The 14,555-nt window shown below is 34.2% G+C and carries 16 protein-coding genes and 2 tRNA genes; 11 read left to right on the top strand and 7 right to left on the bottom strand.

From position 1 onward, the window contains the following. Positions 1-8 precede the first annotated feature (8 nt). The 3 genes from CLV73_RS11610 to CLV73_RS11600 are packed head-to-tail and all read left to right on the top strand — an operon-like array spanning position 9 to position 2,465. On the top strand, positions 9-1,382 hold the full coding sequence (locus tag CLV73_RS11610; RefSeq protein WP_228424355.1) for a DUF4153 domain-containing protein: 1,374 nt from the start codon (positions 9-11) through the stop codon (positions 1,380-1,382). A 3-nt stretch (positions 1,383-1,385) separates the two neighbouring features. Beyond that, positions 1,386-1,910, top strand: coding sequence for a hypothetical protein (locus CLV73_RS11605; RefSeq protein WP_100377071.1), 525 nt, complete (start codon positions 1,386-1,388; stop codon positions 1,908-1,910). 42 nt (positions 1,911-1,952) lie between these two features. Then, positions 1,953-2,465: a hypothetical protein gene (locus CLV73_RS11600; RefSeq protein ID WP_100377070.1), complete on the top strand. Its 513-nt coding sequence runs from the start codon at positions 1,953-1,955 to the stop codon at positions 2,463-2,465. Between the two features lie 56 nt (positions 2,466-2,521). On the opposite strand, the gene CLV73_RS11595 is transcribed toward CLV73_RS11600, so the two are convergent. The 3 genes from CLV73_RS11595 to CLV73_RS11585 are packed head-to-tail and all read right to left on the bottom strand — an operon-like array spanning position 2,522 to position 4,143. Further along, positions 2,522-3,205, bottom strand: coding sequence for an FKBP-type peptidyl-prolyl cis-trans isomerase (locus CLV73_RS11595; RefSeq protein WP_100377069.1), 684 nt, complete (start codon positions 3,203-3,205; stop codon positions 2,522-2,524). A gap of 31 nt (positions 3,206-3,236) precedes the next feature. Continuing rightward, entirely contained in the window at positions 3,237-3,686 is a 450-nt protein-coding gene (dtd, locus tag CLV73_RS11590; RefSeq protein ID WP_100377068.1) for a D-aminoacyl-tRNA deacylase, read from the bottom strand. Between the two features lies 1 nt (position 3,687). Then, positions 3,688-4,143, bottom strand: a complete 456-nt coding sequence (locus CLV73_RS11585; protein ID WP_100377067.1) for a hypothetical protein — start codon at positions 4,141-4,143, stop codon at positions 3,688-3,690. Positions 4,144-4,252: 109 nt separating this feature from the next. Here CLV73_RS11585 and greA point away from each other — a divergent pair, with 109 nt between their 5' ends. The 8 genes from greA to CLV73_RS11545 all read left to right on the top strand — a co-directional run bounded on the left by greA (position 4,253) and on the right by CLV73_RS11545 (position 10,308). Further along, positions 4,253-4,723 carry a transcription elongation factor GreA gene (gene greA, locus CLV73_RS11580; protein WP_100377066.1) on the top strand — a complete coding sequence of 157 codons (471 nt, stop codon included), beginning with the start codon at positions 4,253-4,255 and terminating at the stop codon, positions 4,721-4,723. 20 nt (positions 4,724-4,743) lie between these two features. Continuing rightward, positions 4,744-5,133, top strand: coding sequence for an HIT family protein (locus CLV73_RS11575; RefSeq protein WP_100377065.1), 390 nt, complete (start codon positions 4,744-4,746; stop codon positions 5,131-5,133). Between the two features lie 66 nt (positions 5,134-5,199). Continuing rightward, positions 5,200-6,387, top strand: a complete 1,188-nt coding sequence (clpX, locus tag CLV73_RS11570) for an ATP-dependent Clp protease ATP-binding subunit ClpX (protein WP_100377064.1) — start codon at positions 5,200-5,202, stop codon at positions 6,385-6,387. Positions 6,388-6,466: 79 nt separating this feature from the next. After that, entirely contained in the window at positions 6,467-8,470 is a 2,004-nt protein-coding gene (locus tag CLV73_RS11565; protein ID WP_100377063.1) for a T9SS type A sorting domain-containing protein, read from the top strand. A gap of 28 nt (positions 8,471-8,498) precedes the next feature. Beyond that, entirely contained in the window at positions 8,499-8,735 is a 237-nt protein-coding gene (locus CLV73_RS11560; RefSeq protein ID WP_228424353.1) for a signal peptidase, read from the top strand. Positions 8,736-8,798: 63 nt separating this feature from the next. Then, the gene (locus CLV73_RS11555; protein ID WP_100377062.1) at positions 8,799-10,082 is read left to right on the top strand and encodes a TlpA family protein disulfide reductase; all 1,284 of its coding nucleotides are present in this window, start codon (positions 8,799-8,801) and stop codon (positions 10,080-10,082) included. Positions 10,083-10,126: 44 nt separating this feature from the next. Then, positions 10,127-10,200, top strand: a tRNA-Met gene (locus CLV73_RS11550). Between the two features lie 35 nt (positions 10,201-10,235). Next, positions 10,236-10,308, top strand: a tRNA-Met gene (locus CLV73_RS11545). Between the two features lie 438 nt (positions 10,309-10,746). Here the strand turns inward: CLV73_RS11545 and CLV73_RS11540 are convergent. From CLV73_RS11540 to CLV73_RS11525, 4 genes are all read right to left on the bottom strand, one after another. Then, the gene (locus CLV73_RS11540) at positions 10,747-11,703 is read right to left on the bottom strand and encodes a DUF3810 domain-containing protein (protein ID WP_317044617.1); all 957 of its coding nucleotides are present in this window, start codon (positions 11,701-11,703) and stop codon (positions 10,747-10,749) included. Between the two features lie 91 nt (positions 11,704-11,794). Then, positions 11,795-13,240 (bottom strand): MFS transporter, encoded by a 1,446-nt coding sequence (locus CLV73_RS11535; protein ID WP_100377061.1) that lies wholly within the window; start codon positions 13,238-13,240, stop codon positions 11,795-11,797. A 48-nt stretch (positions 13,241-13,288) separates the two neighbouring features. Further along, on the bottom strand, positions 13,289-14,014 hold the full coding sequence (locus tag CLV73_RS11530; protein ID WP_100377060.1) for a lysophospholipid acyltransferase family protein: 726 nt from the start codon (positions 14,012-14,014) through the stop codon (positions 13,289-13,291). A 3-nt stretch (positions 14,015-14,017) separates the two neighbouring features. Continuing rightward, complete coding sequence (locus tag CLV73_RS11525; RefSeq protein WP_100377059.1) at positions 14,018-14,476, bottom strand: GtrA family protein; 459 nt, start codon at positions 14,474-14,476, stop codon at positions 14,018-14,020. Positions 14,477-14,555 lie beyond the last annotated feature (79 nt).

Genomic DNA, 14,555 nt, shown 5'->3' with positions numbered 1-14,555 from the left:
AAAATTTTATGAAAACTCACCTTATGAAAACGTATCATCTTATCCTTTTTACAACCGTACTCTTTGTAGTGCTTTTTTATGGCGAAACACCTGGAGTTAATCTTGGGATTCTAGGAATAGTCTATGCAGTGCTTGCTTTGTTCGCAACTCCGGAAAAAAATAAAACCCAAACGTTTTATATTTTATTTGTCACTTCTATTTTGTCCAGTATCGCCTTTGCCTGGTATCGGGATTTTCCGTCACTATTAGCAGTTGTGGCATCACTTTTATTTTTAGGATTTAAATCAAAAACAAGAAAACTGAAAACCCTTTTTATTGTTCCGGTTTTTGTGACGAATTTCTTTACTTTTTTCTGTCGTTTTTTCAGCTTTGAAAAATGGCTTCCGAAATTCAATACTTCAGGTATGCTTCAGAAAACGATAGCCATTATTCTTATTCCTGCCATTTTTATAATTGTATTCTTCTGCATTTATACCTATGGAAGTGATCATTTTGCCACTTTGTTTGACAATATTGAATTTGATTTCAACTTTCTTGATTTTTTCGGACTCGCCGTTCTGGGGTTCTTTATTGCGTTCAATTTCTGGAATTTTTCAGTAGACAGATTTATCTATAAGCAAAATCATTATTTAAATAATACATTTTCGGTTCAGGAAAAGCCTCAGAAGCCTTCTTTTAGCTTTATGACCTTTGATCTGGAAAGAACAAGCGGGATAATAACTTTCTTAGTATTAAATATAATGCTCGTGTTCTTTATTTTCACTTATAACTATGAGCAGTTTTATGAAGCTCCAAAGACCCCTTCTCAGCTTTCAGATGAAACACATGAAAGAGTAGTTTCGGTTATTTTTAGCATTATTATGGCAATTGCAGTAATTATGTTCTATTTCAAAGGAGCTTTTAATTTTGATAAAAATGCAGGAATACTAAAGATGCTTGCTAAAATATGGGTCGTTCTGAATGCGGTTTTAATATTTTCTGCGATGGCTAAAAATACAGAATATGTTCAGCAGCTGGGATTAACTTATAAAAGACTGGGAGTTTACGCATTTTTAATATTGAGTATTATTGGATTGGTAGTAACTTTTATAAAAATTCAGAAGCAAAAAACCAATGCTTTTCTGTTCAACCAGATGCTGTGGTATTTCTATGGAATGATTTTGGTTTGCAGTTATTTCAACTGGGGCGGAATGGCAACACAATATAATATAAGGAATCATAAAGGAAATTTTGAATTCCTGCATTCCCTGAATTATAATGATGAAATGTTGGAACAGGCCTTTCCGAAGGAAATGAAAACAAAAATTAATGATGAGAGAACGGAAAGTAACAAAGCTACATTCCTTTCCAAGATTTTATATTACGAATCCATTAAAAAATAACATATGAAAAAGCTGCTATTCATCATTCCGATTATTTTATTCTCTTGTAAAAAAGAAGTGAAAAGTACAGAAATAAAAATGCCTGATTCAGTAAGTGTAAAAGAAAAATCTGAAAACAGGGCAGATTCAGTTATAAAGAAAGAAGATGCCAAAAGCGCGGACACAATTGCTGAGGTAAACAGTCCGGTTACTGCTGAAGAAAAAAATGGCAGAGTCATCATAAAAACTGTTGAAGGAAATCATTTTCCGATACTGATACAGGAAGAATTTACCAAAGATCATGATAAACTGATCCTTAAAATTTCAGGCTATTCAAAACCCCAGTTAAACGCAAAGATTCTTACCAAGCAAAACGATTTCAATATAAGGTTTAATCAAATTAAGCTTCCGGATGGAAAGATGGATGGACCTTTTGGAAGAGAAATCACATATGATATTCCCGAAAAAGGAGAGGTTTGGTTGATTATAGGAAAAAACAATATGGCAGATGGTCAAATTACCGGTACATTTTCTGTGAAGGTAGAGTAGATTTGGTATAATTTATGTAAATGAAACTGTAAAATAAATATTATGAAAAATATATTTTCAACAGCTATAATAGCTTCTGTGGCTTTGGTAAGCTGCGGAACGGTACAGTCTCTTGTTCAGAATACATTTCCTTACACTGCCAATGTATTGATTTCTACCGGAGTGCCTGCCAATAAAGAGGTGTCTTCTACTGCGACAGCTTCCAATGTTCAGACCTGGTTTGGAGGAAATAATAATGCTAAAATAAAAGATGTAAGGATATCTGATGCAAAAGTTTCAGTGGTGAGTCCTTCCGGAGGTAATCTTAGTGACTTTAAATCAGTTAAAGTTTATGTTTCTTCGAGCGGAACCGGGGAAAGATTAGTTGCTTCAAGATCTGATATCTCTACGAGTTCTTCAAGCATTAATTTAGACTTAAATGATACAGGATATTTGGATGAGGTGGTAAAAAGTACAGGTCTTACAGTAAGAACGGTTTATGAACTGAAAAATCAGACAAGTTCTGACATGAATATAAAAATAGCACTTAATTTCAGCAGTGTACCTGCAAATTAATAAAAAAAGCGGCCTTTCAAATAAATTGAAAGGCCGCTTTTTTTATTATAAAAGATCTATTTAAAATCTACCAGTTCGATATCGAAAATAAGGGTTGCTCCCGGAGGAATAACTCCTCCAGCTCCATTATCTCCATATGCTAGATCTGAAGGAATATAAAATCTGTATTTTGCTCCTTTCGTCATTAACTGGATTCCTTCTGTCCAGCCTTTGATTACACCGGAAAGATTCAAATCCATCGGATTTCCGCCGTGATTATCTGTGCTGTCAAAAACAGTTCCGTCCATCAGTTTCCCTGTGTATTTTACATTGGCAGTACTTGAAGCGGTTGGCTTAGCTTTTCCGTCACCAGGTTGCAGAACTTCGTATTGTAGGCCGCTTGCAGTGGTTGTTATTTTTTTGTTCAGTTTATTTTTAGCCAAAAGTTCAGCTCCTTTCTTCTTGTTTTCTTCAGCTTTTACTTTTGCTTCTGCCTGCTTCTTTTCATTTTGCTTCTGCATAAACCCTTGTAAAAAAGTTCCCATCTCCTCTTTTGGGAATAAGCTTGCTTTACCTGAAAACTCATCTTTTAAAGCCTGAGCCATAAGATCAGGATCTACAGCAAATCCTTGTCTTTTCATGTTTTGGGCAATATCAAGACCAATATAATAAGAGGCTTTCTGCTCATCCGTATAAGACTTTTGAGCGAAAGAAGTAGTAAATCCGGCAACAATTGCCAAAGTAGCTAATGTTTTTTTCATTGTTTGAGATAAATTATATTCTGTTGTAAAATTAAGCTTTCGTGATGGAATCCATTACAATCGTTACAGGACCATCGTTGATTAATGAAACTTTCATGTCTGCTCCGAAAATTCCGCTTTCCGTTTTGAGTCCAGAGTTTGAAATCTGCTCTTTGAAATAATCAAAAAGAGGAATCGCTTTATCAGGCTTCGCCGCTTTAATGAAAGAAGGGCGGTTTCCTTTTTTGTAATCAGAAATCAGGGTGAACTGACTTATACAAAGAATTTCACCTTTAATATCCTGAACGGAAAGATTGAGCTTGTCTTCTTCATCGCCGAAAATTCTAAGATTTAAAATCTTCTGGACGAGCCAGTCTGCATCTGTTTTTTCATCATTTTCATCAATTCCTACCAAAAGCATCAATCCCTTTCCAATTTCACCTACAATAGTACCGTCTACTTTTACACTGGATTCGGATACCCTTTGTATAACCACTTTCATATTAATAATAAATATTTAAAATATTGGATGAAGCATCATAATTATAAGTATATGTTTTCGGAGGTAATCCTGTAGCAGCTCCGTCCGTGGGTGAACCTGTTAATAATAACCATTTAGTGTTATCCTTTGGACATAAAATATAAATGTCATCTTTTACCTCAAGAGTAGTATTGGTATCCGGACAAAGATGAGGTGCATTTCGGTCATATATTTTAAAAGAAGAACCGTTTCTTACGGCGATTAATCCTCTCGTTCCAGACTGTTGTTCGTTAATATAAATCCATCCGCCGGTGTTATTAAGATCATAGTATGCCGGAAGATTCAGGTTTAATGTGACATTAATCGGGCTGCTTGGAAAACAGTTTACCGTATCCTGTGTTCTTCCGCAGGAGTTTAAGGTTAAAATACTGAAAATCAGAGTTGTTAAAATAAATGGGATTGAAAAACTTTTTTTCATTTCAATTTAAATTTTTATATATTTGTAAAAATTAAACGATTATTACACGAAAACATTGTCCGGCAAATGTCGGATTATTTTTTTATACTAAAACTAAATTTCGAAAATTATGGCAAGCTATGTTACAAAGGAGGGATTAGACAAAATGAAAGCTGAGCTAGAACAGTTGGAAACTGTTGAAAGACCTAAAATTACCCAGCAGATTGCAGAAGCTAGGGACAAAGGGGATTTGTCTGAAAATGCTGAATATGATGCCGCTAAAGAAGCGCAGGGGATGCTTGAAATGAGGATTTCTAAATTAAAAGACGTTATTTCTAGTTCAAAAATTATAGATGAAAGCCAATTAGATACTTCTAAAGTTTCAATTTTGACAACGGTGAAGCTTAAAAATAACGGTACAAAACAGGAGCAGGTGTTTACTTTGGTTCCGGATAACGAAAGTGACCTGAAGTCTGGTAAAATTTCTGTAAATACACCTATTGCTAAAGGTTTATTAGGAAAAGTAGTAGGAGAAACTGCTGAAATTACTTTGCCAAACGGAAACAAACTGTCTTTCGAAGTATTGGAAATCACTCTGTAGAAAACAAAATCTTAGAAATTATGAGCACAATATTCACTAAAATAATTAACGGCGAAATACCGGCTTATAAAGTTGCTGAAGATGAAAACTTTGTTGCATTTTTAGATGCAATGCCTTTGGTAAAAGGACATACGTTGGTAGTTCCTAAAAAAGAGGTCGATCTGATTTTTGATCTGGATAGCGAAGAATATAAAAATCTTTGGGGATTTGCTCAGGAAGTAGCTAAGAAAGTTAAAAATGCAGTTCCTTGTATAAGAGTGGGAGTTGCGGTGGTAGGACTGGAGGTTCCTCATGCTCATATTCATTTGATTCCATTAAATAAAATGGAAGATATGAACTTCAGAAATGAAAGACTGAAATTATCTGTAGAAGAATATACAGAAATTCAACATTCGATTATTAATTCTTAACCTATAAATGAGATCGTAAAAAAGTAATTTTTTACGATTTTCTTTAATAATATATATTTATATAAAATGAACTCAAATCAATGTTCATTCTGCGGAAGAAAAAGAAATGAAGTACAGATGCTGATTTCCGGGCAGAATGGTTTTATTTGTGAAAACTGTATCGAACAGGCACATTCAATTGTAAAAAACAGTGCTTCAAAGACAGGATACTCGCCTGCAGAAAATATCGATGAATTAAAAAAGCCTAAAGAAATTAAAAGTTTTTTAGATCAGTATGTAATCGGACAGGATCAGGCTAAAAAACAACTTTCCATAGCAGTGTATAACCATTATAAAAGGTTGCTTCATGCTAAAGATGAAAATAGAGAGGTTGAGCTTGAGAAGTCCAATATCATTATGATAGGGGAGACGGGAACCGGGAAAACATTATTGGCAAAAACCATTGCCCGAGAGCTGAATGTTCCGTTTTGTATTGTAGATGCAACCATCCTTACTGAAGCTGGATATGTAGGAGAAGATGTAGAAAGTATTCTCTCAAGACTTTTAATGGTGGCGGATTATGATGTGGAAAAAGCAGAAAAGGGAATTGTATTTATTGATGAGATAGATAAAATTGCCAGAAAATCGGATAACCCGAGTATCACAAGAGACGTTTCCGGAGAAGGGGTGCAGCAGGGTTTACTAAAATTATTGGAAGGAAGTATTGTAAATGTTCCGCCACAGGGAGGAAGAAAACATCCTGATCAGAAATACATCCAGGTAAATACTCAGAATATTTTATTCATTGCAGGAGGAGCTTTCGACGGAATTAAAGAAATTATTGAGCGAAGAATGAATAAGCAGGCGATTGGCTTCAGCTCAGAAAAAATAAATAAAGTAGACGAAAATGAATATGTATTAAGGAATATCAATGCAATAGATTTAAGATCTTTTGGTTTGATTCCCGAGCTTTTGGGAAGATTTCCTATCATTACTTACCTGGAAAAACTTACCAAAGAAACAATGGTGAGAATTATGAAAGAACCTAAGAATTCTATTGTAAACCAGTTTGTTGAACTATTTAAAATGGATGGCATTAAACTTACTTTTACCGATGAAGCTATAGAAAAAATTGTGGAAGAAACAATGGAAAAAGGATTGGGAGCAAGAGGTTTAAGAGGAACTACAGAAAAAGTGCTTGAAGACTATATGTTTGAAATAGGCGAGCAAAAGGAAATCATATTAACTGCTGATAATATTTTGGTAACTAAATGATTTTTATAGTTTTTTGTTAAAAAAAATTATATATTTGCATAGAGTATTTTATTATATTAACACATAAAAATAATATACAATGAAAAAAAATTTATTAACTATAGCACTTTTGGCTACGATGTGTTCTGTTCAGGCGCAGCTACTACATGTCGATAATTCAGCTAATGTTTACGTAAGTCAAGGTACCTTGGTCTATAGTGGAGGTGGAGTACAAACAAAAGGTACTGGAACCGTTGAAAACCACGGGAATTTTATGATTCAAGGAGCAGCAACTGATGTTTTCAGAAATTTAGATGCATCAGGTACTGAAATTATTACAGGAAATACTGGGGGCTCTTTTGTTAATAAACTTAATCAGGCAGGTAACTTTGCATTACGTAATACTGCCCCTTTAGGAGATCAAACTGTTCCACTCTCAACTCTGAACTATACTTATGGCCAGCTTTATATTTCTGGTATTCCACAAAACAACATCACTGGTGTTGTAAATCAGGAGTTTACATCTGTTAATCATGGTGCATATCAGCAAATCGGGCTTCCTTTTTGGGGAAAAGATTTCTCTACGCTGTCAGAATTAGGAAAAACATTTAATACAACAAGATGGAGCCAAAATGAGGCGCTTGTTTGGAATAATGCTTTAACAGTATTTGATAATTTACCTTCAACAACACTAGGAACCACTGCCCGTCCGGCTTATTCATATTATATCTTAGGTGGAGGAGGCACCGGTTCAGCATGGGCTAATAATGGTCTGGCTACTACTAGAACAGTAATCGGGAAGCCGGTATCTGACCTAGATAACTCCCAGGTAACCTTATCAGGAGCCGGCTCTACGGTAAACTATGGAGCAGGAGGTAGTGCTGTTAATGGTTATAATGAAAAGTATAATACTTATCTGGGCGATTATTTTGCCTATTCAAGAAATAATGTTTGGGATGGTTCAGATTTCGGAAAAAATCTTTATTTCTTCGGTAATCCATATCTGACTAACTTAGACTTGAACAACCTTATAACTCCGGGAGATCCCGATTTTATAAGTAATTTATACGGAATAAGATTTGAGCCTACAGCCGGAGGAACAACCTACGTAGCAGGTTCCGGAGGTAGTGCAATCAGTTTTAAATTTGTTACCAGATCGGGTAATATTTGGGTGGGTGATACGGAATATTTAAATGTAAGACCTTTTGGTTCTTTCGTCATTAAATTGAACGATAATACGGCTAGTCCGGCCCCAACTTTAAATTTTGCAAACCTGAGAAGATTTAACTATCATTCCAGAGCAGCAGGAACAACTTATTCACCTACTGCAAATAAAAATGGAACAAACAATACTACAGGAAGTGTTAAACAGTTAGCGGTAGTAGGGTTGGATTCTAATGGAAAAGAGCTGGCGAGAACTTATTATGTAGTTTCTCCTTCCTCTATTAACGGACACTCTGTTAATGCAACATCTCAAGTTGGTAATAGCAACACCTACGATTTAGGTACTTATGAAGAAGATGCTGTAAATGGAGGATACGATCCAAACTATCAGAACAGTTACTGGCTATACATTAACGAAGCCAATGATAGTTTCGTAGGGAAAAATATTAAGATGGTAAGATATACTTCTAATATATCTTCATTTCAATTTTTTATAAAAGAAAATGGAAGTGCACTTCCTAATGGCGTGCATGATCTATCTACTGGTATTGGTTTCTATTTTAAAGGACCGAATGGAGTTTTACAACCAATTAGTCAAGGTCAGACTATAGCTGCAACAGGTAATGCAGAGCAGGAATATGACTTATATTACGGTCTGCCTTCTTCTGTACTAGGCTCTTCCGAAGTAGCAAATGCTCCTTCAAGAACTGTTGTTGCATATAGCCCTGCAATTGATGATTATATTGTGAAATTTGATCCTAAATGGAAAAAAGCTACAATTCAGGTATTTGATATGAGTGGGAAATTAGTGGTTTCTGAAAAAAATGTTGATGCTGCATCTGATTTTACAATTAGATTACAGAAAAAGTTAAAAACTGTTTATGTAGTTAAAATTGTTTCAGATAAAGGAGAAACAGTACAAACTAAAATTGAAAGATAACTATAATTAACCTTCTTAAATTTGCAAAATGAAAAAAAGTATATTACGTTTACTAAGTTTTACATATTTGTTATTTAGTGGATTATTGTTCGCTGAAAATGAAGTTCCCACTCCCCCTACAGCCAGACCTGGAGGAACTGGAGGTGACACTGGAACACCGGGAGCCCAGGCATCTCCAATCGATATGTATGTTTATGTGTTAGCGATAGTTGCAATTCTGACAATTGTTTACTTTGCTAAAAAATATAAAAGCCAAAAAATATAAAAAATTTTATTAAAATAATAGTAAACTCTCTGATTAGTCAGGGAGTTTTTTTATTTTTACGTCATGAAAAAGATACTTTTATTGTCTGGGATGATTACCGCATTATCCATCCATGCTCAGTTTTCAGTGACTATTCAAGCACCGGAAGGATTCAAAGAACAGGATGCTATTTTATACACACTTAACGGATCTAAGGACATTATTGTTACAAAAGAGCAGAAAAAAAATAATGTATGGACATTTAAGTATCCAAAAGCCTATTCTGGGATGATGAAGGCTTATTTTCCTAATACCAATAATACAGTCACTTTTATTTCTGAGAATAAAGATGTGAACATTAAACTTGAAGCAGATGGCGCCAAAGTGAAGGATATCATTTATCTTGATGATGCTAATGCTTTAATGAGTAGTATTCAGGAATTATCCCAAAAGAAAGAAGTTATACTGCCTGCTTTATCCCAAATCAAAGAATATTATAAAGATAATACTGATTTTGGAAAAGCGTTAAAAACCGAGATAGGAAGACTTTCGGGAAATGATATTGAGAATGTGTCAAAATTTCCTTTTGTAAGCTATTATAATACAAATTATAACAAATATTTATCTGCTCAAAATACTAAAAAAGTTTCCCAGGATGATATTATTAATTTTATAGATAAATCGAATGATATGCTGGAAACTTCCTCTCTGTTGAGACCATTATTGGTAGCTTATTTAAATAACGGAGGGAATACGAATGTTACAGCATCCGTAGATAAATTATTAGACAGATTAAAGGTGGAAACACCTCGTGGACAAACCGTTTTATCAGAGCTGATTGACATCTTTGATGTATATGATATGTCTGAGTTTAAAAATAAGTATTTAAGTCTTGCAAAAAACCTCAAGTGTACCATTACAGACAGGTTGGCTTCTACCATAAAATCAAATGCAAATGTAGAATTAGGAGCTGTTTTTCCTAATTATAAATTTCAGTCTCCGGTCAATACAGACGCAAAGTCAATCCATGATGTAAAGGCAGATAAAAAGATTATTATTTTCTGGTCATCCACATGTTCACATTGTGAAAGTGAGCTTCCGCAACTGCTTGCAAAATATAAAGAATTACAGGCTAAAAAGGTGCAGGTTATTGGACTGTCTTTAGATACTGATAAAAGCTCATATACGAGTAAAATAGCGGCATTCCCATGGATCAACGATTCAGAATTGAAAGGATGGAACAGCTCTTACTCGGAAACTTACAACATTCATGCTACACCAACGTATTTTATTTTAGATGCTAACAATAAGATTATCAGTAAGCCAGAGCACGTGGGAAATGTTTTAGAATATTTTAATGCAAAATAATTTTGGAGGGAAAGAAATAATTTATATATTTGCACCACGAAAAAGGCGAGGTAGCTCAGTTGGTTAGAGCGCAGGATTCATAACCCTGAGGTCACGGGTTCAATTCCCGTCTTCGCTACAAAAAGTACTTTCGGTAGGTACTCAAAAATACACCGCGGGATGGAGCAGTAGGTAGCTCGTCGGGCTCATAACCCGAAGGTCATCGGTTCGAGTCCGGTTCCCGCTACTAAAAACGCAATTAGAAATAATTGCGTTTTTTTATTCATAATAAGACATGTATTTCTTTTATAATCATTTTAGTTTGATTATATTTCAGAAGTATAGTTTTAACCATAAAATATCTTTTGGTATAAAATAATGAATTCTTCTTTCTAAATCTTTTGATATTTTTTAATAAGCAAATCTTGCTATTTTGTTAAAATAAATAAGTATCTTTTTGGTGAATTATTTCGAATTCTAAAAAAGCCTTAAAATAAATTCAAAAAATCTTAAAATTTTCATAAAAATTAATAAAAAGGAAAAATAAGTTTTTTATTTATAAATATTGTTGTATTTTTACAACGCCTTGAATGAGGGAACAAGTCAAGGTAATAAATTTTTTTTCATCATTTGTGTTTTTAGAATCGTATCGCCTGATACGATTCTTTTTTGTATATACTACTAACTATTTCTCGTAATTCAATAGTAGGTCGATAAAATAAGAATAGGTGATAGAACCCTCCTGCTGGTTACTTTTAAGAAACAAATTATTGGTAAATCCAAAGAAATCATCCAGCCAGCTTTGATGTTTCAGCATGAATGCCTTTTCAAATGCCCGGTCTCTTTTCATTCCTTCAGAATAGTTTTTTTGTATTGATTTTACAAAATCAGGGTCTTCTTCGATTATGAACCTTAAAAGGCTTTTTAAAGTGAAGTATTCGGTACTGTAACGCAGGTCGGAATTTGTTGAGCTAATCCCTATCAAATAACCGATAAAATTAGCTTCCTGTTCCCTGGCAAAGCCTAATTGATGGGAGCTTTCGTGGGCGGAAGTAAAAGGAATTAATGTGGCAGGAAGTTCTGAGTTGTATTGAGCCTCTGCTGTGAAAGGATTATAGTATCCCAATATGCCGGTAAAGCTCATGACATTTTTAAAAAGACTTGGCTTAAATGAATTAACAAGAGAAGCCTTTTTAGAGGAAATATATTGAGGGATTGTCTTTTGTCTCAAAAGGATTTCAGTTTGAACAGCATTGAGATCGGAAATAATGAAGACTCCGTTTTTATCTTCACGTACCATCTTTCTGCTTGCTTTACATTTTTCGAGATATTGAAGAGCCAATACTTTTGCTTTACTGATATCGGGTTCTTTCTGACTTGAAAGCTTGTGGAGAATTGGGGTTTGAAAATATAACATTCCCCAAAATAGCTGGTAACAGAAATAAAGGATATTAATGATCAAAAGAAATCTAATGATGGTTGTATTCCTGTCTTTCTTTTTAAAGAGCTTAATGATGGAATATAGAATAAAAATTCCTAAAAGTATATACAGTATATCACCCAAAGAAAAAGGCAGCCATGAAAAAAGATGTTGATGCGTTTTTTTTTGTATTTCAAAAAGTCTTTCAAAAAATGAAATCATCCAAACTGATTTCGAAAAAGCTAAAAACAAAAGAAATTGGGCAAGTAATAAACCCGCCCAAAATCTTTTCTTCGTATATATTTTACTGATATTAATGACCACTTCCTTTTGTGAGTTTATCAAGATCTATACCTTGAGATTTTAAAATACCACTTACACGGATTGCGTAGAAAGCTAAATAAGCAAAACAAATAACACCTACTATATAACTCATATGTATTGTTGTTAGGTCTGCAATATATCCCTGAATAAGACTAACAATTCCGCCTCCCATAATCATCATGATCAATAAACCTGAACCCTGGTTGGTATGTTTTCCAAGACCATTGATAGCAAGCGCAAAAATACAAGGCCACAATGTAGAACAGAATAAACCTACGCTCGTAAATGCATAAACAGAAACCATTCCTTTTGTAAGCATCCCTATCAATAAAGCTGCAATTCCTGCAGATGAAAAAATAAGCAGCATTCTTGCAGGATTTCCTTTACTCATTACGTCACAAATAATCATTACAATAATAATTAAACCATAAACATAGAAAGGTGTAAGATCATGCTTGGCAATGGCATTCACTAATAAGAATACTCCGAAAGCTAAATAAGGAGCTAAGAATCTTAAAATCTTTTTAAATCCCGCGCTGAAATCGAAAGCGTCAACAGCTCCTGTCCAACGTCCGATCATCATAGAAGCCCAGTAAAGAGAAATATAAGGTGCTACGTCTTTTGTTGCAAAATTTAGATCTTTTTCCATATATGCCGGCAAATTACTAGCCGTAGATACCTCCACTCCTACATAAACAAAGATCGCGATCATCCCCATAATAAGCTGGGGATACTGAAGTGCAGATTTTCTGTGTTCTCCAGGGGTAGAATCATCTGTGTTCTCAACATTAGTCGGTGTTATAGTTGGTAGTGAAGAAAATTTCAACATGATAGCCACTAAAACAAATGCCACTCCTAAAATAAGATAAGGAATTTTTACACTTTCTACACTTACTTCAGTATTAGCAGCAGTAGCAGATCCGAAAATAGCAAAAGAAACAATTAGAGGACCGATGGTTGTTCCGAAATTATTGATCCCACCTGCCATTGTTAATCTTTGAGATCCTGTTTCTACAGGTCCTACTTCAATAGCAAGAGGGTTGGCTACAATTTGTTGTAACGAAAATCCTAAACCTACAATAAATAATCCTGAGATCATTAAAGGGAAAGATCCCATATTGGCAGCCGGATAAAATAATAAGGTTCCCACAGCTGAAATTAATAATCCGGTAATCAAACCGTTTTTATAACCGATCCTATTGATCAAGTCTTGTTTCAGCCCTTTCGAAATAAACATATAAATTAATGAACCTACCGTATATGCAACGTAGAAACAAATTTGAACGAGCATACTTTCGGTTTGGGATAAATTAAATGCCTTTTTGAAAACCGGGATTAGGATATCATTACTGGCTGCAACAAAACCCCAGAAAAAAAATACAGTAACTAACGGAATAAACTGTCCCCAGTTAGTTTGTTTAGAATAGTTTGACATATTTGTTAATAAAAAATTCGCAATAACAAATATAGATTATTTCTTTGATTAAGAGTATTTAACTAAAGTTTTTTTTATTGTCTCAAAAGCTGACAATTTTAAATTTTTCGGAGAATCCGAAGGGGCTAAAATACCATTGTAAAAAACCTTTACTTTTCCGGGATAGCCTTTGGAGTTATCAAAAGGGAAAATTTCTTTTAAACCAATGAAGGTATGAATAACAATAGGCGAATTGTGTTTGGATGACAAGGTGAATGCTCCGTCTTTAAACTCGTCTAAAATAATAGAGGTATCATCAGGAACTCCTCCTTCAGGAAAGATAACGATGCTGCAGCCTTCCTCCATTTTTTCAGCACACCTTCTATAGACATCTGCACGGCTTCTTGCACTGCTTCGGTCGACCATTACACAGATTCTTTTATAGATTGTTCCGAAAATAGGAATTTTTACCAGCTCTTTTTTTCCAACAAAGCAGATTGGATGATGGGGGAACAAAATGCAGGTAAGCATTATGTCCATAATAGAAGTATGATTGGAAATAATAACATACTGCTTTCCTTTTTCAAGCTGCAGATCAGAAAGCTTTGTGATTTCATGCCTTAATCCCATTCCGTAGAACATTCCGTAGCTCCAGAATCGGATCCATGTATAGGCATATTTATAATGCTTTTTACTGAAAGATAAAATATAAACGGGTATTCCGAAAATTATCGTTAAAAAAAACGCCAGAAGCAAAAGCCAAAATCTCCAGAGATAATTTAAAATCTTTCCCACAGGTTATCCGTTAAAAATTACTTTTTTCTTTATTGAATAATTGAGTACCGAAACTAATAAGATTGCAGCTATTTTACTAATTACTTCGGGACTTAGTGTATAAAAAACTAAACTGATATTGTCTTTGAAAATGAAGCTGTAAAAAAACTGGAAAAAACTAAGACTTAGTAAGGTTGAAATAAAAGACACAATCATAAAATAGGCGAATTCCTTCTTTTTTGAATGTTTACCTCTTTCAAAAACAAACCAGATGCTCAGGAAATAATTGGTAATAATACCACAGCTTGTAGATAATATATTACTTAAAGGATAATGGATGCCATGAAAGTTAGTTTCCTGGGGAAGCATTCTGGGAAGTTGAATACTGAAAATTTTAAAACTTCCAATCTCAACAACAGCACTGAGTCCTCCGGCTATGATGAAGAATAAAATTTGTTTTTGACGTAGTAGTAACTCTTTCATTCAATTGATATGAACTGCAAATTTATAACTATATGTTAAACAGTGAAAAAAGTTGTTAAATATTTTTTTTGAATCAAAA

Origin of the sequence: Chryseobacterium geocarposphaerae, assembly GCF_002797535.1 — a bacterium.
GTDB lineage: Bacteria > Bacteroidota > Bacteroidia > Flavobacteriales > Weeksellaceae > Chryseobacterium > Chryseobacterium geocarposphaerae.
Note: the sequence above shows the minus strand (reverse complement) of the source record. Positions and strands in the feature narration are given on the sequence as shown.

Coding starts and splice junctions, on each gene's coding strand:
- CLV73_RS11600 (WP_100377070.1), top strand. CDS start 1,953: ATGAAAAATATATTTTCAACAGCTATAATAGCTTCTGTGGCTTTGGTA.
- CLV73_RS11610 (WP_228424355.1), top strand. CDS start 9: ATGAAAACTCACCTTATGAAAACGTATCATCTTATCCTTTTTACAACC.
- CLV73_RS11595 (WP_100377069.1), bottom strand. CDS start 3,205: ATGAAAAAAACATTAGCTACTTTGGCAATTGTTGCCGGATTTACTACT.
- CLV73_RS11575 (WP_100377065.1), top strand. CDS start 4,744: ATGAGCACAATATTCACTAAAATAATTAACGGCGAAATACCGGCTTAT.
- CLV73_RS11525 (WP_100377059.1), bottom strand. CDS start 14,476: ATGAAAGAGTTACTACTACGTCAAAAACAAATTTTATTCTTCATCATA.
- CLV73_RS11535 (WP_100377061.1), bottom strand. CDS start 13,240: ATGTCAAACTATTCTAAACAAACTAACTGGGGACAGTTTATTCCGTTA.
- CLV73_RS11555 (WP_100377062.1), top strand. CDS start 8,799: ATGAAAAAGATACTTTTATTGTCTGGGATGATTACCGCATTATCCATC.
- greA (WP_100377066.1), top strand. CDS start 4,253: ATGGCAAGCTATGTTACAAAGGAGGGATTAGACAAAATGAAAGCTGAG.
- CLV73_RS11540 (WP_317044617.1), bottom strand. CDS start 11,703: ATGATTTCATTTTTTGAAAGACTTTTTGAAATACAAAAAAAAACGCAT.
- CLV73_RS11605 (WP_100377071.1), top strand. CDS start 1,386: ATGAAAAAGCTGCTATTCATCATTCCGATTATTTTATTCTCTTGTAAA.
- CLV73_RS11585 (WP_100377067.1), bottom strand. CDS start 4,143: ATGAAAAAAAGTTTTTCAATCCCATTTATTTTAACAACTCTGATTTTC.
- clpX (WP_100377064.1), top strand. CDS start 5,200: ATGAACTCAAATCAATGTTCATTCTGCGGAAGAAAAAGAAATGAAGTA.
- dtd (WP_100377068.1), bottom strand. CDS start 3,686: ATGAAAGTGGTTATACAAAGGGTATCCGAATCCAGTGTAAAAGTAGAC.
- CLV73_RS11565 (WP_100377063.1), top strand. CDS start 6,467: ATGAAAAAAAATTTATTAACTATAGCACTTTTGGCTACGATGTGTTCT.
- CLV73_RS11560 (WP_228424353.1), top strand. CDS start 8,499: ATGAAAAAAAGTATATTACGTTTACTAAGTTTTACATATTTGTTATTT.